This is a genomic window from Mesorhizobium sp. B2-1-3A, from assembly GCF_006442655.1.
In the GTDB taxonomy this organism is placed as follows: Bacteria; Pseudomonadota; Alphaproteobacteria; order Rhizobiales; family Rhizobiaceae; genus Mesorhizobium.
On the sequence record NZ_VFWK01000004.1, the window covers coordinates 334,712 to 353,124 of the forward strand.

12 protein-coding genes are annotated in these 18,413 nt (G+C 64.0%); 6 read left to right on the forward strand and 6 right to left on the reverse strand.

All coding sequences use genetic code 11. The features are described 5' to 3' along the window. Positions 1-71 precede the first annotated feature (71 nt). The 5 genes from FJ977_RS17335 to FJ977_RS17355 all read right to left on the reverse strand — a co-directional run bounded on the left by FJ977_RS17335 (position 72) and on the right by FJ977_RS17355 (position 7,008). The gene (locus FJ977_RS17335; RefSeq protein WP_140773303.1) at positions 72-812 is read right to left on the reverse strand and encodes an NUDIX domain-containing protein; all 741 of its coding nucleotides are present in this window, start codon (positions 810-812) and stop codon (positions 72-74) included. A 74-nt stretch (positions 813-886) separates the two neighbouring features. Then, positions 887-1,321: a DUF983 domain-containing protein gene (locus FJ977_RS17340; RefSeq protein WP_181179918.1), complete on the reverse strand. Its 435-nt coding sequence runs from the start codon at positions 1,319-1,321 to the stop codon at positions 887-889. Beyond that, positions 1,321-3,627, reverse strand: a complete 2,307-nt coding sequence (gene rnr, locus FJ977_RS17345; RefSeq protein ID WP_140773306.1) for a ribonuclease R — start codon at positions 3,625-3,627, stop codon at positions 1,321-1,323. Before rnr ends, FJ977_RS17340 begins: the two co-directional genes overlap by 1 nt. Positions 3,628-3,633: 6 nt before the next feature. Continuing rightward, positions 3,634-6,270: a type I DNA topoisomerase gene (gene topA / locus FJ977_RS17350; protein WP_140773307.1), complete on the reverse strand. Its 2,637-nt coding sequence runs from the start codon at positions 6,268-6,270 to the stop codon at positions 3,634-3,636. A 360-nt stretch (positions 6,271-6,630) separates the two neighbouring features. Then, positions 6,631-7,008, reverse strand: coding sequence for a hypothetical protein (locus FJ977_RS17355; RefSeq protein ID WP_140773308.1), 378 nt, complete (start codon positions 7,006-7,008; stop codon positions 6,631-6,633). A gap of 166 nt (positions 7,009-7,174) precedes the next feature. Between FJ977_RS17355 and FJ977_RS17360 the strand changes: the two genes are divergently transcribed. The 4 genes from FJ977_RS17360 to FJ977_RS17375 all read left to right on the forward strand — a co-directional run bounded on the left by FJ977_RS17360 (position 7,175) and on the right by FJ977_RS17375 (position 12,305). After that, positions 7,175-7,921 carry a cytochrome c biogenesis CcdA family protein gene (locus FJ977_RS17360; RefSeq protein WP_056572171.1) on the forward strand — a complete coding sequence of 249 codons (747 nt, stop codon included), beginning with the start codon at positions 7,175-7,177 and terminating at the stop codon, positions 7,919-7,921. 138 nt (positions 7,922-8,059) lie between these two features. Continuing rightward, positions 8,060-9,436 carry a bifunctional UDP-N-acetylglucosamine diphosphorylase/glucosamine-1-phosphate N-acetyltransferase GlmU gene (gene glmU / locus FJ977_RS17365; RefSeq protein ID WP_140773309.1) on the forward strand — a complete coding sequence of 459 codons (1,377 nt, stop codon included), beginning with the start codon at positions 8,060-8,062 and terminating at the stop codon, positions 9,434-9,436. Between the two features lie 199 nt (positions 9,437-9,635). Further along, entirely contained in the window at positions 9,636-11,459 is a 1,824-nt protein-coding gene (gene glmS / locus FJ977_RS17370) for a glutamine--fructose-6-phosphate transaminase (isomerizing) (RefSeq protein WP_140773310.1), read from the forward strand. A gap of 93 nt (positions 11,460-11,552) precedes the next feature. Beyond that, positions 11,553-12,305: a DUF502 domain-containing protein gene (locus FJ977_RS17375; RefSeq protein WP_056576606.1), complete on the forward strand. Its 753-nt coding sequence runs from the start codon at positions 11,553-11,555 to the stop codon at positions 12,303-12,305. Here the strand turns inward: FJ977_RS17375 and recG are convergent. Continuing rightward, complete coding sequence (gene recG, locus FJ977_RS17380) at positions 12,257-14,365, reverse strand: ATP-dependent DNA helicase RecG (protein ID WP_140773311.1); 2,109 nt, start codon at positions 14,363-14,365, stop codon at positions 12,257-12,259. The genes FJ977_RS17375 and recG overlap by 49 nt on opposite strands. A 92-nt stretch (positions 14,366-14,457) precedes the next feature. Here recG and FJ977_RS17385 point away from each other — a divergent pair, with 92 nt between their 5' ends. Both FJ977_RS17385 and mfd read left to right on the forward strand, forming a co-directional pair. Beyond that, complete coding sequence (locus FJ977_RS17385) at positions 14,458-14,745, forward strand: succinate dehydrogenase assembly factor 2 (protein ID WP_140773313.1); 288 nt, start codon at positions 14,458-14,460, stop codon at positions 14,743-14,745. 131 nt (positions 14,746-14,876) lie between these two features. Then, on the forward strand, positions 14,877-18,374 hold the full coding sequence (mfd, locus tag FJ977_RS17390) for a transcription-repair coupling factor (protein WP_140773315.1): 3,498 nt from the start codon (positions 14,877-14,879) through the stop codon (positions 18,372-18,374). Positions 18,375-18,413: the final 39 nt, after the last annotated feature.

Below are 18,413 nucleotides of genomic sequence, written 5' to 3' on the forward strand. Positions count from 1 at the left end.
CTGAATACTCTGTCTCTTTGATCTTACGCAATTCCGGGCGGAAAACCGCGTCTCACTTTCCTGGAATTGCTCTACAGAAGTTCGCGGGTGAAGTGGTTGCGGACAAGCCGGTAGAAGGGGACGGGACCGCCCGGACGCAGCAGCGGATCGTGGGCGAGGCGCTTTTCCAGCTCGTCCAGGATCATTCGCGTGATGTCGGGTATGTCCGCTTCCCGGGCCTTGGCGAGCGGCAGCCAGACCAGTTCCTCGAGTTCGTTGGTCGGCCCGCCGCCGGGCAGTTCGGCGGCGACATCGTTGCGCCAGGCGCTGAAGAAACGGGTGTCGAAGCGGCGTATCCGGTTGGGTGGGGTGATGGCGCGCGCGATGAAACGCAGCGTTTCCAGTGACGGCCTTACGCCGTGTTCGACAAAACCCTGCCAGTCACGCTTGTCGGTGGCAAAGGCGGCCTTCTGGCCTATCAGCAGCCCGGCTTCCTCATAGGTTTCGCGGATAGCAGACAGCGCGACTGCCCGGGCTCGCGCCGCACTGGTGCGGCCGGGACCAGCAAGCAGCTTTGTTTCCTCGTCGCGGTGCAATGCGGTGGCGATCGCGATCCGACTGTCCGCCGGATCCGTGCGGCCGCCGGGAAACACGAACTTGCCTGGCATGAACGCGTGGCCGGCGTGACGGCGGCCCATGAGCACCAGCACCTCATCGCCCTTGCGGTCGAGCAGGATCAGCGTCGCGGCGTCACGCGGACGCAGAGGCCGGCCGCTATGCGCGGCAAGACCCTTGTCGAGCTTGTCGACGTCCACCTTGGTCATTGCTTCCATGCGCAGGGACCTAGCGGAAACTTCTGGCAAGCGAAAGTGGCCTTCACGGTCGGTATGTTGCGCCAGCCAGAGCTCTAGGCTCTCGGATGAGGCTCAATCCCATCCTTTTCGCCGCCGAAGCCGTGCATATAGAACGCCCATTGCAATCCGATGACGGCGCCTTTGACAGGCTGCAGCAGCGCTACCGACAGCAAGATGGTCAGGGGCACCCAAATGAGGATGTGCTGCCAGGTGGACAAGGTCGACGTCGCTTCCACGCCCATGAAGGCACCGAGAACGATGTGGCCGACGATGACGATGACCAGATAGGCCGGCAGGTCGTCGGCGCGATGGTGATGGATCTCCTCGCCGCAGACGCTGCAGGTCTCGACGGTCTTGGTGAAGCCGCGAAACAGCTTGCCTTCGCCGCAGTTCGGGCAGCGCCCCAAAAAGCCGCGCTTCATTGCCGCCCACAAGGGGCGGGCAACCCGGCCCGACTGATGCTCGCCGCCGAAAACCTGTTGTTCCATCATCGTCTCCTGCCGCGCGACCCCGGTCGCGATTGCGATGCACGGGCACGACCCTTAGCCTTGTGAAACGACCTGGTGGAGCCTGGCAGGGGCTTCGGGTCGGTCAACATCTCGAAACGCATCGCGCCGGCCATAGGCGCCACCTCGACGAGCCGAACCTCGACGCGGTCCGCGAGCTGGTAGCCTTTTCCCGAGCGTTCTCCGAACAGGGAGCGGGCCGTTTCGTCGTATATATAGTAATCGCCGCCCAGAGTTGAGACAGGGATGAAACCATCGGCGCCATATTGCGGCAATTGGACAAATAGTCCTGATTTGGTGACGCCGGAGATGCGGGCGTCGAAGCGCTCGTCGATGCGCTCGGCGAGATAGGCTGATATCAGCCGGTCGACCGTGTCGCGCTCGGCCGCCATGGCGCGCCGTTCGGTGCCGGAGATCAGCACCGCGACATCCTCCAGCCGCGCTTCCTCTTCTTGCGTCAGCCCGCCGGGACCGAGGCCGAGTGCGGCAATGAGTCCGCGATGCACGATCAGGTCGGCATAGCGGCGGATCGGCGAGGTGAAATGCGCGTAGCGCCTGAGGTTGAGGCCGAAATGGCCGATATTCCCGGGTGAATATTCGGCCTGGCTCTGCGAGCGCAACACCACCTCGTTGACCAGCGCCTCGTTGTCGGCGCCATGCACGCGCTCGAGAATGCCGTTGAACTGGCTGGGCCGCATCTGCGCCCCGCGCGCCAGCGACAGGCCAAGCGTTGCCAAGAATTCGCGCAGCGATTCCTGCTTGGCGAGCGAAGGCGCGTCGTGGACACGGTAGACCAGCGCCTGCTTCTTCGCCTCCAGCGTCTCGGCCGCGGCGACATTGGCCTGGATCATGAATTCTTCGATCAGCTTGTGGGCATCGAGCCGTTCCGGCACGATGACGCGATCGACCGTGCCATCCGGCTTGAGCAGGATCTTGCGCTCCGGCAGGTCGAGTTCGAGCGGCTGGCGGCCATCGCGACCGCGCTTGAGGATGGCATAGGCATCCCATAGCGGCTTCAGCACCGTGTCGAGGATCGGGCCGGTCTTGTCGTCCGGCGCGCCGTCGATCGCCGCCTGGGCCTGGGGGTAGGCGAGCTTCGCCGCGGACTTCATCATCACGCGGTGAAAGGAATGCCTGATCTTGTGGCCGTCGGCCGAGAAGGTCATGCGCACCGCGAGCGCCGGCCGGTCCTGGCCTTCGCGCAGCGAGCAAAGGTCGTTGGAAATGCGCTCGGGCAGCATCGGCACGACGCGATCCGGGAAATAGACCGAATTGCCACGCTTCAGCGCCTCGCGGTCGAGTGCCGTGCCGTAGCGGACATAGGCGGCAACATCGGCGATCGCGACGGTGGCGATCACGCCGCCCGGATTCTTTTCGTCGAGGTCAGGCGTCGCGAAGACAGCATCATCATGGTCCTTGGCGTCGGCCGGATCGATAGTGACCAGTGGCAGGGCGCGCCAGTCCTCGCGATTGGCCATCGTCGCGGGCTTCACCGCCTCGGCCTCGGCGATGACGTCGGCCGGGAAGATGTGCGGAATGTCGTGGGCATGAATGGCGATCATCGAGACCGCCTTTTCGCTGGTCAGCGAGCCAAGCACGTTGAGCACCTTGGCTCTCGGCAACCCATAACGGGAGGGGCGTGCCGGCTCGACCTCGACCAGGTCGCCATTCTTGGCGCCGTTCTGGAATTCCTTGTCGACGATCAACTCCGGCTGGCGCCGTTCCACTGGTTCAATGCGGAAGGTACCGTCCTGCAGCGCGCGGAAGACGCCGAGAACGGCATCGTTGCGCTTCTCGAAGATCTTCATCACCCGTCCGGTATAGGCGGGGCCTGACGGGTCATCGGTCGGGAAGGTCTTGGCCAGGACGCGGTCGCCGATGCCCGGCGCCGGTCCGTTGCCGCCGCGCGACACGCGGATCGATACGACGGGTGGCTCGCCCGTGCCCACGGACTCGGCTGGATGCGCCAGCAGGACACCGTCGCCGTCGCGGCCAAAAATGTCGAGCACGGCGACATGGGGCAGGGCGCCGACGCGGGCCAGCCGCTTGCGCTCCTTGGTGAGCACGCCCTCATCCTGCATGTCACGCAGGAGATCTTTCAGCCAGATGCGGTCGTCGCCGCGCAGCGCGAACGCCTTGGCGATGTCGCGTTTTCCCGCCCGGTCGGGATTTTCGGCGATGTAGCGCAGGATCTCGTCACGAGAAGGCTTGTAGTCGTCCTTGACCTTGGCCCTCGTGTCGGCGGTGCGCGGATCGCCGTGGCTTCTTCCGGTGATCCTGCGCGCCACGCTGTCCTACCCTTTTTTCTTCGCGGTCGGCTTCTTCGCAGCCGGCTTTGGGGCCGCTGTTTTCTTCGCCGCCGGTGCCTTGGCCGCTGCTGCCTTGCGGAACGGCTTCTTGCCGCCGCCGCCCTTGGCTTCCTTCTCGGCAATCAGCGCCAGCGCGTCCTCAATCGTCACCGATTGCGGATCCTTGCCCTTGGGCAGCGTGGCATTGACCTTGCCGAAATTGACGTATGGCCCGTACTTGCCGTCGCGCACGACGATCTTGCCGCCGCCGTCCGGATGGTCGCCAAGTTCCTTCAGGGCCGCGGCCGTGCCGCCATTGCGGCCGCCCTTGCCCTTGGATTGCTTCTCGGCAATCACCGTGACGGCGCGGTTGAGACCGATGGAGAACACATCCTCGATGCTGTCGAGATTGGCGTAGGTGCCATCATGAAGGACGAACGGACCGTAACGGCCGAGCCCGGCCGAGATCATCTTGCCGCTCTCGGGGTGTTTTCCCACGTCGCGCGGCAGACCCAGAAGCGCGAGCGCCTTTTCATGGTCGATGGAGTCGGGCGTCCAGCCCTTGGGTAGGCTCGAACGCTTGGCTTCCTTGCCGTCGCCGCGCTGGATATAGGGGCCGAAGCGGCCGGAGCGCAGGGTGATTTCCTCGGCCGTGTAAGGATCCTTGCCGAGCACCTTGGTGCCGTCCTCGCCGCCGCCATTCTCGCCGTTCGGATTGGCGGCGTCGCCAAGCTGGCGGGTGAATGAGCATTCGGGATAGTTTGAGCAGCCGACGAAGGCGCCGAACTTGCCGAGCTTCAGCGACAGATTGCCAGTGCCGCATTTCGGGCAGATGCGCGGGTTCGAGCCGTCCTCGCGGGCGGGAAAGACCAGCGGCGCCAGTTCCTCGTTGAGCGCGTCGAGCACGTCGGTGACGCGCAGTTCCTTGATGTCGGCGACCGCGCCCGAAAAATCCTTCCAGAAATCGCGCAGCACGTCCTTCCAGGCGAGCTTGCCGTCGGAGATCTCGTCGAGCTTTTCCTCGAGCGAGGCGGTGAAGTCGTATTCGACATAGCGCTCGAAGAAACTTTCGAGGAAGGCGGACAACAGACGGCCCTTGGCCTGCGGCACCAGCCGGCGCTTGTCGATCGTGACGTAGTCGCGGTCCTCGAGCGTCTTCAGGATTGCCGTATAGGTCGACGGCCGGCCGATGCCGAGCTCTTCCAGCTTCTTGATCAGCGAGGCCTCGGAATAGCGCGGCGGCGGCTCGGTCGTGTGCTGGGTGGCGTTGATCGCCTGGCGGGCAAGCTGCTCGCCGGCACGGATCTCCGGCAGACGACGGTTTTCCTCGTCTTCGGCGTCGTCGTCCTTCTGGTCGGTGTAGGCGGCGATGAAGCCGTCGAAGCGAACGACCGAACCGACGGCGCGAAGCTCGGCGGTACGGGCGCCGTTGACGGCCTCGATCTCGACGGTGGTGCGCTCGATCTCGGCCGGCTGCATCTGGCTGGCGATGGCGCGCTTCCAGATCAGCTCATAGAGCCGCAACTGGTCGGAATCGAGATACTGCCTCACCGATGCCGGGGTGCGCATGAAGTCGGTCGGCCGGATCGCTTCGTGCGCTTCCTGGGCGTTCTTGGCCTTGGCGGTGTATTGGCGCGGCTTCTCCGGCAGGTACTTTGGGCCGAATTCCTTGGCGATGGCGTCCCGAGCACCAGAAATGGCCTCGGGTGCCATCTGCACGCCGTCGGTTCGCATATAGGTGATCAGGCCGGTGGTCTCGCCGCCGATCTCCATACCTTCATAGAGGCGCTGCGCCACCTGCATGGTGCGCGTGGCCGAGAAACCGAGGCCCGACGAGGCGGCCTGCTGCAGCGTCGAGGTGGTGAAGGGCGGGCCGGGATTGCGCTTGGTCGGCTTGGCTTCGACGGACAGCGCCTTGAAGGTCGCGCCCTCGAGCATCGCCTTGATGTCGTCGGCCTGCGCCTTGTTGGCAATGTCGAGCTTTTGCAGCTTCTTGCGCTCGAAGGCGGTCAGCCGTGCTTCGAAATTCTCGTTGCGCGGCGTGCCGAGGATCGCGGCGATCTGCCAATATTCCTCGCGGATGAAGCGCTCGATTTCGGATTCGCGGTCGCAGACCAGACGCAACGCCACCGACTGGACGCGGCCGGCGGAACGGGCGCCAGGCAGCTTGCGCCACAGCACGGGCGACAGCGTGAAGCCGACGAGATAGTCGAGCGCCCGGCGGGCGAGATAGGCATCGACCAGCGGCGCATCGATCTGGCGCGGATTGGCCATCGCTTCCAGCACCGACGATTTGGTGATGGCGTTGAAGACGACGCGGCTGACGGGCTTGTCCTTCAGCGCGCGCTTCTGCTTCAGCACTTCCAGCACATGCCAGGAAATGGCCTCGCCTTCGCGATCAGGGTCGGTGGCGAGGATCAGGCCGTCGGCATCCTTGACCGCCTTGGCGATGTCGGCGAGCCGCTTGCCCGATGCCGTGTCGACCGCCCAGGACATGGCGAAGTCTTCATCCGGGCGCACCGAGCCGTCCTTGGCCGGCAAATCGCGGACATGGCCGAACGAGGCCAGAACCTTGTAGTTCCTGCCCAGATATTTGTTGATTGTCTTAGCCTTGGCCGGCGATTCGACGACGACGACGTCCATGAGGTCTCTTATCTGCTGTGATGCGCCAGAAGAATTCCGCTGCGCGCGACGAAATCTCGTTTCTGTTTGTCGCTCACATGGCCGCGCTTTTGCATCCGGTCAAGGGGAAGCGCCCAAATTGCGAGGTCGCCGGCAGCAATACACTCTAAGAGTGTATGGAGAAAATCACAGAATTTCGATTAGGAGAGTTGGCGGTCGCAAGTCGCCGAAAACGACCGCGCGCGTCCGATGAGTCGACGAATTGTGTTGCGCGGGGAGCCTGGCTCACATTGCGCAAGAAGAAGCTGGCCGCCAAATGCATTGGGGGACGCCGGCGACCAGCTCCATGTCCCGCCAGCTAGCGGGAACGGGAATGGAGGCTCAGTCGGCCTTGACGATATGCCAGACGCCGGCGACACCGTCACCGCTCATGTCTCCGGCTTTCTTGTCCTTGATGAAGGTGTAGACCGGCTTGCCGTCATAGGCCCACATCTTGGTGCCGTCGGTTCGGTCGACCACGCTCCATTCGTCCTGCGCCTTGGCGCCGGCCTTGGCCTTCAACGGCGGCCAGTTGGCGGCGCATTTGTCGTAGCAATTGGTCTTGCCCTTCTCGTCCTTGTCATAGGTGTAAAGCGTCATGCCCTTGGCGTCGGTGTAGATCTTGGTGCCATTGACCTTGGCTTCCTTCCACGCTTCGGCGGCGTAGGACGCGGCGGTGCTGAGCAGGAGTGCGGCCAACCCTGCGGCTATCGTTTTCATGGAAATCTCCCTGGCTGATATCTGGAGACGCGCGGGAAATCGCGGTCTCGTCCTATCAACGCCAGCCGCGGGTGCTTTCTTCCCCGCGATGACTTGCCACATGATGGTGATTGGCGGACAAACCCGCGTGCCGCTATATCGTCGCCAAACAGTCGGAGCTCAGGGAATGGCATTGGATATCGGCTATGTCAGCGCGGTCGGGGCGGGGGCCATCTCGTTCCTGTCACCATGCGTGCTGCCGCTGGTGCCGCCCTATCTCTGCTACATGGCCGGCGTGTCGGTCGAGGATTTCCGCGGCAATGCGGGCGTGACGGCAAGGCAGGGCGCGCGCGGCGCGCTGCTTTATTCCTCGATCGCTTTCGTGCTCGGCTTCTCGACCGTGTTCGTGGCGCTCGGCGCCGGCGCCTCGACCATAGGCCGGCTGCTGCGTGTCTGGCAGGAGCCGCTGGCGATGGCCGCCGGCGTGCTGATCATCCTGATGGGCCTGAATTTCCTCGGCATCCTGCGCATTCCGCTGCTGTCGCGCGAGGCGCGCTTCCAGTCGCAGGGCAAGCCGGCCAGCGCCGTCGCCGCCTATGTCATGGGGCTGGCCTTCGCCTTTGGCTGGACGCCCTGCATCGGCCCGGTGCTGGGACCGATCCTGACGCTGGCCGGCGGGCGCGAAACGGTGGGCGAGGGCGCTCTGCTGCTCGCCGCCTATTCGCTGGGGCTTGGCATACCCTTCCTGATCGCCGCGCTGTTTTCTGGTGCCTTCATGCGCTTCCTCGGCAAATTCCGCGTCCATCTCGGCCGCGTCGAAAAGGCGATCGGCGCGCTGCTGGTGGTCGCCGGCGTGTTTTTCCTCACCGGAGGCGTGCAGACGGTGTCATATTGGCTGCTTGAGAATTTCCCGGTGCTGGGGCGGCTGGGATAGGCGCAGGGTTGAACCGTGGACCAGCTGATTAAGAGTCAGCTGCTCGACCATCTCACCGGAATTTAACCGCATTGGTGCAGCATGGCGCCACTGCTATCCTGTTTTGATTCCCAACCCTTTTCCTATGGTTGTCCTCCCATGAGCCAGAGATCCTGCCTGTCTGTCATCCTCGCCGCCGGCGAAGGCACGCGCATGAAGAGCGCGCTGCCGAAGGTGCTGCATCCGATCGCAGGCCTGCCGATGGTCGCCCATGTGGTGAAGGCGGCCGACGCCGCCGGTGCCAGCAGCGATGCGATCGTCATCGGCCATGGCGCGGAAGAGATGCGCAAGGCGGTGGCGAAGTTCTCACCCAAGGCCGAGACCTTCGTGCAGGACAAGCGATTGGGTACGGCGCACGCCGTTCTTGCCGCCCGTGAAGCGATATCAAGGGGTTATGACGACATCCTGGTGATGTTCGGCGACACGCCGCTGATCGATGCGGAGGCTTTGACCCTGGCCCGGATGAAGCTCGCCGAAGGCGCGGCCGTCGCGGTGATCGGCTTCCGAACGCCAAATCCAAACGGCTATGGCAGGCTGGTCGAAAAAGGTGGCAAGCTGATCGCCATCCGCGAAGAGAACGACTGTTCCGAAGCTGAGAAGAAAATCACCTTCTGCAATGCCGGCATGATGGCGGTCGCCGGCACCCATGCGCTGAAGCTGCTCGACGCGGTTGGCAACAAGAATGCCAAGGGCGAGTATTATCTGACCGACATTGTCGAGATCGCGGGCGCGCAAGGTCTCGATGTCGTCGCCACCGAAGCCAGTTTCGAGAATGCGCTCGGTATCAACAACCGCGCCGAACTGGCGCAGGCCGAGGGCATCTGGCAGCAGCGTCGACGCCAGGAGGCGATGCTGTCGGGCGTGACACTGATCGCGCCGGAAACGGTCTATTTCTCGCACGACACCGAGATCGGCGCCGACACGCTGGTCGAACCCAATGTCTGGTTTGGCCCGGGCGTGAAGATCGCCGGCGGCGCCAAGATCCATGCCTTCAGCCATATCGAGGGCGCCACCATCGCGGCCAATTGCGATGTCGGGCCATTCGCTCGGCTGCGGCCAGGCGCCGATCTCAGGCAGAAGGCCAAGGTCGGCAATTTCTGCGAGGTCAAGCAGGCTGTTGTCGAGGAGGGCGCCAAGGTCAACCATTTGACCTATATCGGCGATGCCCGTGTCGGCGCGGGCGCCAATATCGGCGCCGGCACCATCACCTGCAACTACGACGGCTATTCGAAATTCTTCACCGACATCGGCGAGGGCGCCTTTGTCGGCTCGAACTCCTCGCTGGTGGCGCCGGTATCGATCGGCAAGGGCGGCTACATTGCGTCGGGCAGCGTCATCACTGAAAGCGTGCCCGACGACGCGCTGGCCTTCGGCCGCGCCCGCCAGAAGACCATTCCCGGCAAGGGCAAGGAATTGCGCGAGCGATTTGCCTCGGCCGCGGCGGCGAAGAAGAAGGTCGCTGGCGCCGATCATTAGCGGTCAGTCGGCGGGCTGCTTTCTTCCTGAAGCAATTGAAATCCGATCAATTGCAGTAACCGGATTGCAAGAGCGGTCTGGCATGGTGCATGCGTTGAGAAACGTCCGTTACACCGGACGAAATGCAATGTGACTTTCACGGCAGGCCGGCCATCCCTAAATAGCGCTGGTTTTCCATGGGGAATTGGGGACTGTCTGCATGTGCGGTATCGTTGGAATCGTCGGCCACTCGCAGGTTGCGCCGCTCATCGTCGACGCGCTGAAGCGGTTGGAATATCGCGGCTATGACTCGGCCGGCGTGGCCACCATCGAGAAGGGTGAGCTTGGCCGCCGTCGCGCCGAGGGCAAGCTGATCAACCTCGAACGCCGGCTCAAGGACGAGCCGCTCGAGGGCACGATCGGCATCGGCCACACGCGCTGGGCGACCCATGGCGTGCCCAACGAAACCAATGCGCATCCGCATTTTTCCGACGGTGTCGCCATCGTCCACAATGGCATCATCGAGAATTTCGCCGAACTGCGCGATGAACTGACGCGCGACGGCTATTCCTTCTCCTCGCAGACCGACACCGAGGTCGTCGCCCATCTGGTGGCGCGCGAACTGGCCAGGGGGCGCAAGCCCGTCGAGGCCGCGCACCAGGCGCTGAAGCGGCTCGAAGGCGCCTTTGCGCTGGCCATCATGTTCAAGGGCGACGAAGACCTGATCGTCGGCGCCCGCAACGGCCCGCCGCTGGCCGTCGGCCATGGCGACGGCGAGATGTTTTTGGGCTCCGACGCCATTGCGCTGGCGCCCTTCACCAATTCGATCACCTATCTGGAGGACGGCGACTGGGCGGTAGTGCGCCGCGACAGCGTCGCCATCTTCGACATCGACGGCAGACAAGTCGAGCGCAAGCGCCAGCAGTCGCTGTCGACTTCCTTCATGGTCGACAAGGGCAACCGCCGCCATTTCATGGAGAAGGAGATCCATGAGCAGCCCGAGGTGATCTCGCACACGCTGGCGCATTATGTCGACTTTGTCTCCGGTGTTTCGAAGCCGCTCGACCTGCCGTTCGACTTCGCAGGGATCAACCGGCTGGCGATCTCGGCCTGCGGCACCGCCTATCTCGCCGGCCTGATCGGCAAATACTGGTTCGAGCGCTATGCGCGGCTGCCGGTCGACATCGATGTCGCCTCGGAGTTCCGCTATCGCGAGATGCCGCTGTCGGCCAACGATGCCGCCTTCTTCATCTCGCAGTCGGGCGAGACCGCCGACACGCTGGCCTCGCTGCGCTACTGCCGCAAGGCCGGCATGAAGATCGGCGCCGTCGTCAATGTGCGGGAATCGACCATGGCGCGCGAATCCGATGTCGTGCTGCCGACGCTGGCCGGACCGGAGATCGGCGTCGCCTCGACCAAGGCCTTCACCTGCCAGCTCTCGGTGCTGGCATCGCTTGCGGTGCGCGCCGGCGTGGCGCGGGGGGCGATCTCGAAAGAGCAGGAAAAGACCCTGGTGCGGGCGCTCTCGGAGGCGCCGCGCTATGCCAACCAGGTGCTCAAGCTCGAGGAGCAGATCGAGCGCATCGCGCGGGAGCTGTCACGCTATTCCGATGTGCTCTATCTCGGCCGCGACACCAATTTCCCGCTGGCCATGGAAGGCGCGCTGAAGCTCAAGGAAATCTCCTACATCCACGCCGAAGGCTATGCGGCCGGCGAGTTGAAGCACGGGCCGATCGCGCTGATCGACGAGAACATGCCGGTCATCGTGATCGCGCCGCATGACCGGATCTTCGAGAAGACGGTGTCCAACATGCAGGAAGTGGCGGCGCGCGGCGGCAAGATCATCCTGATCACCGACAGCAAGGGGGCGGCCCAGGCGAGCGTCAAGACGATGGAGACCATCATCCTGCCGGACGTGCCCGAAATCATCTCGCCGATTATCTACGCGCTGCCGATCCAGATGCTGGCCTATTTCACCGCCGTCTTCATGGGCACCGATGTCGACCAGCCCCGCAACCTGGCGAAATCCGTCACGGTGGAGTAGGGGCGTTTCAACAGGCGCTCTTTAAAAACTTCGCAGTTCCAAACGGCCGTCCGGTTCACTAATGTTGCGCCGCAACCCGCGCCCCGGTGAACCATGTCCGATGCTCCGAAGACCTCCGGCATGACCCGGCTGAGGAACTATTTCCTCACGGGCTTCATCGTCTGCGCGCCGCTGGCGATCACCGCCTATATCGCCTGGTCGTTCATCGGCTGGGTCGATTCCTGGGTAAAGCCCTATATTCCGGCGCGTTACAGCCCCGACACCTATTTGCCATTTCCGGTTCCGGGATTCGGGCTGATCGTCGCCCTGATCCTGATCACGCTGATCGGTTTCCTCGCCGCCAACATTGTCGGCCGCGCCATTGTCGGTTTCGGCGAGCGCCTGCTTGGCCGCATGCCGCTGGTGCGCGGTATCTATGGCTCGCTGAAGCAGATTTTCGAGACCGTGCTGTCGAACAAGGGCGACATGTTCCGCCAGGTCGGGCTGGTCGAATATCCACGCAAGGGCGTGTGGTCGCTGGTCTTTGTCGCCAGCGAAAAAGAAACCGAGATCAATGAGAAGCTCGACCAGGAAGGCGATCCGCTGATCGCCGTGTTCATGCCTTGCACGCCGAACCCGACAACCGGATTCCTGATGTACGTGCCGAAGTCGGACATCGTGCTGCTCGACATGACGATCGAGGACGGCGCCAAGCTGATCGTCTCCGCCGGGCTGGTGGCGCCCGAGGTGAAGACGAAATTGGTGACGCTGAACGGCGAGCCGATCAACGGAACGGTCGCCAATCCGCCGCTAGGGCCTCATCCGGCGCGCAAGAGCCGCACCGCCTCGTCGCGGCCGAACAAGTAGAGCAGCAGGCGCAGCGCCTCACCCCGGTCGGACTGCAACTCGGGATCGCGCGACAGGATCAGCCTCGCATCATCGCGGGCGGCTTCCAACAGATCGGCATGCGCCTCGATGTGCGCCACCTGGAACCCCGGCGTGCCGGACTGGCGGGTCCCCAAAAGCTCGCCTTCGCCGCGCAGTTTGAGATCTTCCTCGGCGATCAAAAAGCCGTCCTCGGTTTCGCGCATCACCGACAGCCGGCGTTTTGCGGTCTCGCCGAGCGGGTCCTTGTAGAGCAGCACGCAGGAGGAGGGCTTGTCGCCGCGCCCGACGCGGCCGCGCAGCTGGTGCAACTGCGCAAGGCCAAAGCGTTCGGCATGCTCGATGACCATGACGGTGGCGTCGGGCACGTCGACACCGACCTCGATGACCGTGGTGGCGATCAGGATGCGTGTCTCGCCCTCCTTGAAGGCACGCATGGCCTCGTCCTTCTCGGCGCCCTTCATTCGGCCATGGACGAGGCCGATGCGGTCGCCGAACAGCGGCTTCAGCGAAGCAAAGCGATCCTCGGCCGACATCAGCTTGATCTCTTCCGATTCTTCCACCAACGGGCAGATCCAGTAGATCTTCTGGCCGCCGGCGACCGCGTCCTCCATGCGGCCGACCAGTTCGTCGAGACGCTCAAGCGGCAGCGTGACAGTGCGGATCGGCTGGCGGCCGGCCGGTTTTTCCGTCAGCTTCGAGACATCCATGTCGCCGAAGGCGGTCAGCACCAGCGTGCGCGGGATAGGCGTCGCGGTCATCACCAGCATGTCGGGCGCATCGCCCTTGGCGGTGATGGCGAGCCGTTGGTGAACGCCGAAGCGATGCTGTTCGTCGATCACGGCCAGGACCAGGTCGTGGAAGGTGACTGTCTCCTGGAACAGGGCATGGGTGCCGACGACGATGTCGATCTCGCCGCTCGCCAGGCCAGCCAGCGTTTCGGTGCGTTCGCGGCCCTTCTCGCGGCCGGTAAGGATGGCGATGCGCAGCCCGACCTTAGCGGCAAGCGGCGCGATCGTCGCCAGATGCTGGCGCGCCAGGATTTCGGTCGGCGCCATCAGTGCCGCCTGGCCGCCCGCCTCGACGGCGCGCGCCATGGCAAGCAGAGCGACCACCGTCTTGCCCGAACCGACATCGCCCTGCAGAAGCCGAAGCATGCGCTCGGGGTCGGCGAGGTCCGCATTGATTTCGGCGAGCGCGAATTCCTGGCTTGCGGTGAGCGAATAGGGAAGGGCCGCACGCAGTTTCTCGACGATGCGGCCGTTGCCGACCAGGGGGCGTCCAGACAGGCGGCGGATCTTTGCCCGCACCAGCGCCAGCGAGACCTGGCCCGCCAGCAACTCGTCATAGGCAAGACGCCGCCAGGCGGCGCCGTCGATGGAAACGTCGATCGGATCCGCCGGATTGTGGATATGGGTGAGTGCGTCGGCAAAGGTGGGAAAGGTGTGCCGGCGCATGAAGGCGCCGTCCTGCCATTCCGGCAATTCGGGCAAGCGCGCCAGCGCCTGGCCAATCGCCCGGCGCAGCACCTTGCCAGAGAGCCCCGCGGTCAGCGGATAGACCGGTTCGACCAGCGGCAGGTTTTCCGCCTCGCTGGCCAGCGCGATATGGTCGGGATGGACCATGGTCGGGCGGCCGTTGAACCATTCCATGCGGCCCGAGACCACGACATGCTCGCCGACAGGCATCGCCTTTTCGAGGTAGGCGGCGTGCGCATGGAAAAAGGTCAGGCCGATTTCGCCGGTATCGTCATGGGCGTAGACCCTGTAGGGCACCGACCTGTTGCCGCGCGGCGGAGGCTGGTGGCGGTCGATGCGCACGTCGAGCGTGACGATCTGGCCTTCCGCGGACCCAGCAATGCCTGGCCGGCTGCGGCGGTCGATGACGGTATGCGGCAGCACGAACAGAAGGTCGCCCGCGCGGGCCGCGCGATCACCAAGATCAGCCGTGACGACCTTCTCGATCAGCGCGCCAACCTTCGGCCCGACGCCGGCAAGCGAAGTGATCGGGACGAACAGCGGATCGAGGATGGAAGGACGCATGATGTCAGCTTATGTCGCGACGGCCTCAGCGCAAGGCTGACAGCACCTTCTATCCACGCTATATGCGCCGCAGCAAGCGAGGATGCGGCACAATGACCGGAACGAAACGATCAAGCGAGGGGCTGGACGCCCACCGCCGCAAGCTCTTGTTCCGTTCCTGGCATCGCGGCATGCGCGAGATGGATCTGATCCTCGGCACCTTTGCCGACGCCGAGATCGGTGCCTTGACCGACGAGGAAATCGACCAATATGAGAGGCTCCTCGACATTCCCGACACCGAATTCCTGCCGCTGATCACCGGCGAACGGCCGATCCCGGCGGATATCGACTGCGCCGTCCTGCAAAAGATCCTGGCGTTCCGCCGGACCATGACTTTCTGAACACAAGCAATTCCAGGAAAAGTGCGAAGCGGTTTTCCGTCCGGAATTGCGACAAACTGAAAACAAGCAATTCCAGGAAAAGTGCGAAGCGGTTTTCCGCCCGGAATTGCGATAAACAAGACCGTGATCTGATGAGCCTCATTCCCACCATTGGTCTGCCGAAAGGCCGCGCCGGCCAGTTCATCGTCGACGGCGTCGCCGATGGCTATGAAGCCTTCGCGCTGGTGCAGGCGGCCCTGGAAATCGCGCCCGACAAGCCGGTGCTGTTCGTGGCGCGCGACGGCCAACGCCTGCCGGCGATCATCGAGGCGCTGGCCTTCGCGGCGCCCGGTCTGCCGGTGCTGGAACTGCCGGCCTGGGATTGCCTGCCCTACGACCGCGTCTCGCCCGGTTCGGATGCCGCCGCCAAACGCCTCGATGCGCTGACCGCGATGATCGCGCTGGCCAAGAATCCACACCGCGCCGTCATTCTCACTACCGCCAATGCGTTGCTGCAGCGCATTCCGCCGGCCGACCTGGTCGAGGCACAGACGTTTCACGCCAGGCCCGGCAACCAGATCGACATGAATGCGCTGGTGTCGCGGCTGGAAACGTCAGGTTTCGAACGCGTGCCGACAGTGCGCGGCATCGGCGAATTCGCGGTGCGCGGCGGCATTCTCGACCTGTTCGCTCCGGGCTGGACCGAGGCGCTGAGGCTCGATTTCTTCGGCGACACGCTGGAATCGATCCGCGTCTTCGACGCCGCCACGCAGCGCACCACCGGCCAGCGCAAGTCGATGGCATTGCAGGCGATGAGCGAAGTGGCATTGACGCCCGAAACCATCAGCCGCTTCCGCCGCTCCTACATCGAAGCCTTTGGCGCGCCGCAGCGCGACGACGGGCTTTACGCGGCGGTCAGCGAGGGCAGGCGCTTTGCCGGCATGGAGCACTGGCTGCCGTTCTTCTACGACCGGCTGGAGACGGTGTTCGACTATCTGCCGGAGACGCCGGTTGTTTTCGACCATCTGGCGCATGAGGCGCTGGCTGAGCGTCACACGCTGATCCTGGATCATTACGAGGCGCGTAAAAAGCAGGCTGACGCTGCGTTGAAAGATGCGGTGCCCTACAAGCCAGTGGCGCCCGATCTGCTCTACCTGTCGCCGGAAAACCTGATCGCCTCGCTCGGGCCACGCGAAGCGATCGATTTCACGCCCTTTGATGCGCCCGATGCCGGCGCCAAAAAGGTCTATCACGCCGGCTCGCGCCATGGCCGCAGCTTCGTCGAGGAGCGCGCCGATCCGAACGTCAACGTGTTCGATGTGGTCGTCAGACACATCGCCGACGAGCGCGCCGCGCGCCGCCGTGTTGTCATCGCCGGCTGGACCGAAGGCTCGCTCGACCGGCTTGGCCAGATCCTGGCCGAGCATCATCTCGGCAATCTCAAGCAGGTCGAGACGCTGGCGGAAGCCGAACGGCTCGAGCCGGGGCAGGCGGCTCTTGCCGTCCTGCCACTCGAATCCGGCTTCGAGACCGAAAAACTGGTCGTCGTTGCCGAACAGGATATTCTGGGCGACCGGCTGATCCGGCGCTCGAAGCGCAAGAAGCGCGCGTCCGACTTCATTGCCGAGGCCTCGGCCTTGTCGGCCGGCGATATCGTCGTCCATGCCGACCACGGGATTGGCCGCTTCATCGGCTTGCGCACCATCGAGGCGGTCGGTGCGCCGCATGATTGCCTAGAAATCCACTATGCTGGCGACGACCGGCTGTTCCTGCCGGTGGAGAACATCGAGCTTCTGTCGCGCTACGGTTCGGACTCGGCCGAAGCGACGCTGGACAAGCTTGGCGGTGGTGCCTGGCAGTCGCGCAAGGCAAAGCTGAAGCGGCGCCTGCTCGACATGGCCGGGCAGCTGATCCGCATCGCCGCCGAGCGGCAGATGCGCGCCGCACCGGCACTGGTGCCGGCCGAAGGCCTCTATGACGAATTCTCGGCCCGTTTCCCCTATGAGGAAACCGACGACCAGCAGACGGCGATCGATTCGGTGCGAGACGACCTTGGCGCCGGCAAGCCGATGGACCGGCTGATCTGTGGCGATGTCGGCTTCGGCAAGACCGAAGTGGCGCTGCGCGCGGCTTTCATCGCCGCCATGGAAGGGTTCCAAGTCGCCGTGGTGGTGCCGACGACGCTGTTGTCACGCCAGCATTTCAAGACGTTTTCGCAGCGTTTTTCCGGCCTGCCGATCCGTGTCGCCCAGGCCTCACGGCTGGTCGGCGCCAAGGAATTGGCAGAGACGAAGAAGGCGCTGGCCGAGGGCCAGGTCGACATCGTCGTCGGCACCCATGCGCTGCTCGGATCCTCGATCTCGTTCAAGAATCTCGGCCTGCTGATCATCGACGAGGAGCAGCACTTCGGCGTCAAGCACAAGGAGCGGCTCAAGGACCTGAAGACCGATGTCCATGTGCTGACGCTGTCGGCGACGCCGATCCCGCGTACGCTGCAACTGGCGCTGACCGGCGTGCGCGAACTCTCGCTGATCGCCACGCCGCCGGTCGACCGCATGGCCGTGCGCACTTTCATCTCGCCCTTCGATCCGCTGGTCATTCGCGAGACGCTGCTGCGCGAGCGTTATCGCGGCGGGCATTCCTTCTATGTTGTTCCGCGCATCAGCGATCTCGCGGAAATCCATGATTTCCTGAAGGAATCTGTTCCCGAATTGAAGGTGGCGGTGGCCCATGGCCAGATGCCGCCGGGCGAACTCGATGACATCATGAACGCCTTCTACGACGGGCAATATGATGTGCTTTTGTCGACCACCATCGTCGAGTCCGGTCTCGACATACCGACCGCCAACACGCTGATCATACATCGCGCCGACATGTTCGGCCTGTCGCAGCTCTACCAGTTGCGCGGCCGCGTCGGCCGCTCCAAGGTGCGCGCCTATGCACTGTTCACGCTGCCGGCCAACCGCAAGCTGACCGACACCGCCGAACGCCGGCTGAAGGTGCTGCAATCGCTCGACACGCTCGGCGCCGGCTTCCAGCTCGCCAGCCACGATCTCGATATCAGGGGCGCCGGCAATCTTCTGGGTGAGGAGCAGTCCGGCCACATCAAGGAGGTCGGCTTCGAACTCTACCAGCAGATGCTGGAGGAGGCCGTCGCCGAGGTGAAGGATTCCGGCGAGGTTCAGGATGGCGGCTGGTCGCCGCAGATCGCCGTCGGCACGGCGGTGATGATCCCGGAAAGCTATGTGCCGGACCTGCAGCTCAGGCTGGCGCTCTACCGCCGCCTTGGCGACCTCGAAAACACCGAGGAGATCGACGCCTTTGGCGCCGAACTCATCGACCGGTTCGGCCCGCTGCCGGACGAGGTGAAGCATCTCCTGAAGATCGTCTTCATCAAGGCGCTCTGCCGCAAGGCCAATGTCGAGAAGCTCGATGCCGGGCCGAAGGGCGTCGTCATCCATTTCCGCAAGCGCGAATTCTCCAACCCGGTCGGGCTGGTCAAGTTCATCGGCGAGCAGGGTTCTCTGGCCAAGATCCGGCCCGACCACAGTGTCGTCTTTACCCGCGACTGGCCAACGGCCGAGAAGCGTCTGGCGGGCTCGGCGGTGGTCATGACGCAACTGGCAAGGCTGGTCGAGAAGGCGGCATAGCCCACCCTGCCCATTCGCCAGAGCTGAAATTCCGGTCTA

What these genes read in the sequence shown, in the direction of transcription:
- FJ977_RS17335 (WP_140773303.1), bottom strand. Translation starts at nt 812, where the DNA reads ATGGAAGCAATGACCAAGGTGGACGTCGACAAGCTCGACAAGGGTCTT.
- FJ977_RS17340 (WP_181179918.1), bottom strand. Translation starts at nt 1,321, where the DNA reads ATGGAACAACAGGTTTTCGGCGGCGAGCATCAGTCGGGCCGGGTTGCC.
- topA (WP_140773307.1), bottom strand. Translation starts at nt 6,270, where the DNA reads ATGGACGTCGTCGTCGTCGAATCGCCGGCCAAGGCTAAGACAATCAAC.
- FJ977_RS17355 (WP_140773308.1), bottom strand. Translation starts at nt 7,008, where the DNA reads ATGAAAACGATAGCCGCAGGGTTGGCCGCACTCCTGCTCAGCACCGCC.
- FJ977_RS17360 (WP_056572171.1), top strand. Translation starts at nt 7,175, where the DNA reads ATGGCATTGGATATCGGCTATGTCAGCGCGGTCGGGGCGGGGGCCATC.
- glmU (WP_140773309.1), top strand. Translation starts at nt 8,060, where the DNA reads ATGAGCCAGAGATCCTGCCTGTCTGTCATCCTCGCCGCCGGCGAAGGC.
- glmS (WP_140773310.1), top strand. Translation starts at nt 9,636, where the DNA reads ATGTGCGGTATCGTTGGAATCGTCGGCCACTCGCAGGTTGCGCCGCTC.
- FJ977_RS17375 (WP_056576606.1), top strand. Translation starts at nt 11,553, where the DNA reads ATGTCCGATGCTCCGAAGACCTCCGGCATGACCCGGCTGAGGAACTAT.
- recG (WP_140773311.1), bottom strand. Translation starts at nt 14,365, where the DNA reads ATGCGTCCTTCCATCCTCGATCCGCTGTTCGTCCCGATCACTTCGCTT.
- FJ977_RS17385 (WP_140773313.1), top strand. Translation starts at nt 14,458, where the DNA reads ATGACCGGAACGAAACGATCAAGCGAGGGGCTGGACGCCCACCGCCGC.
- mfd (WP_140773315.1), top strand. Translation starts at nt 14,877, where the DNA reads ATGAGCCTCATTCCCACCATTGGTCTGCCGAAAGGCCGCGCCGGCCAG.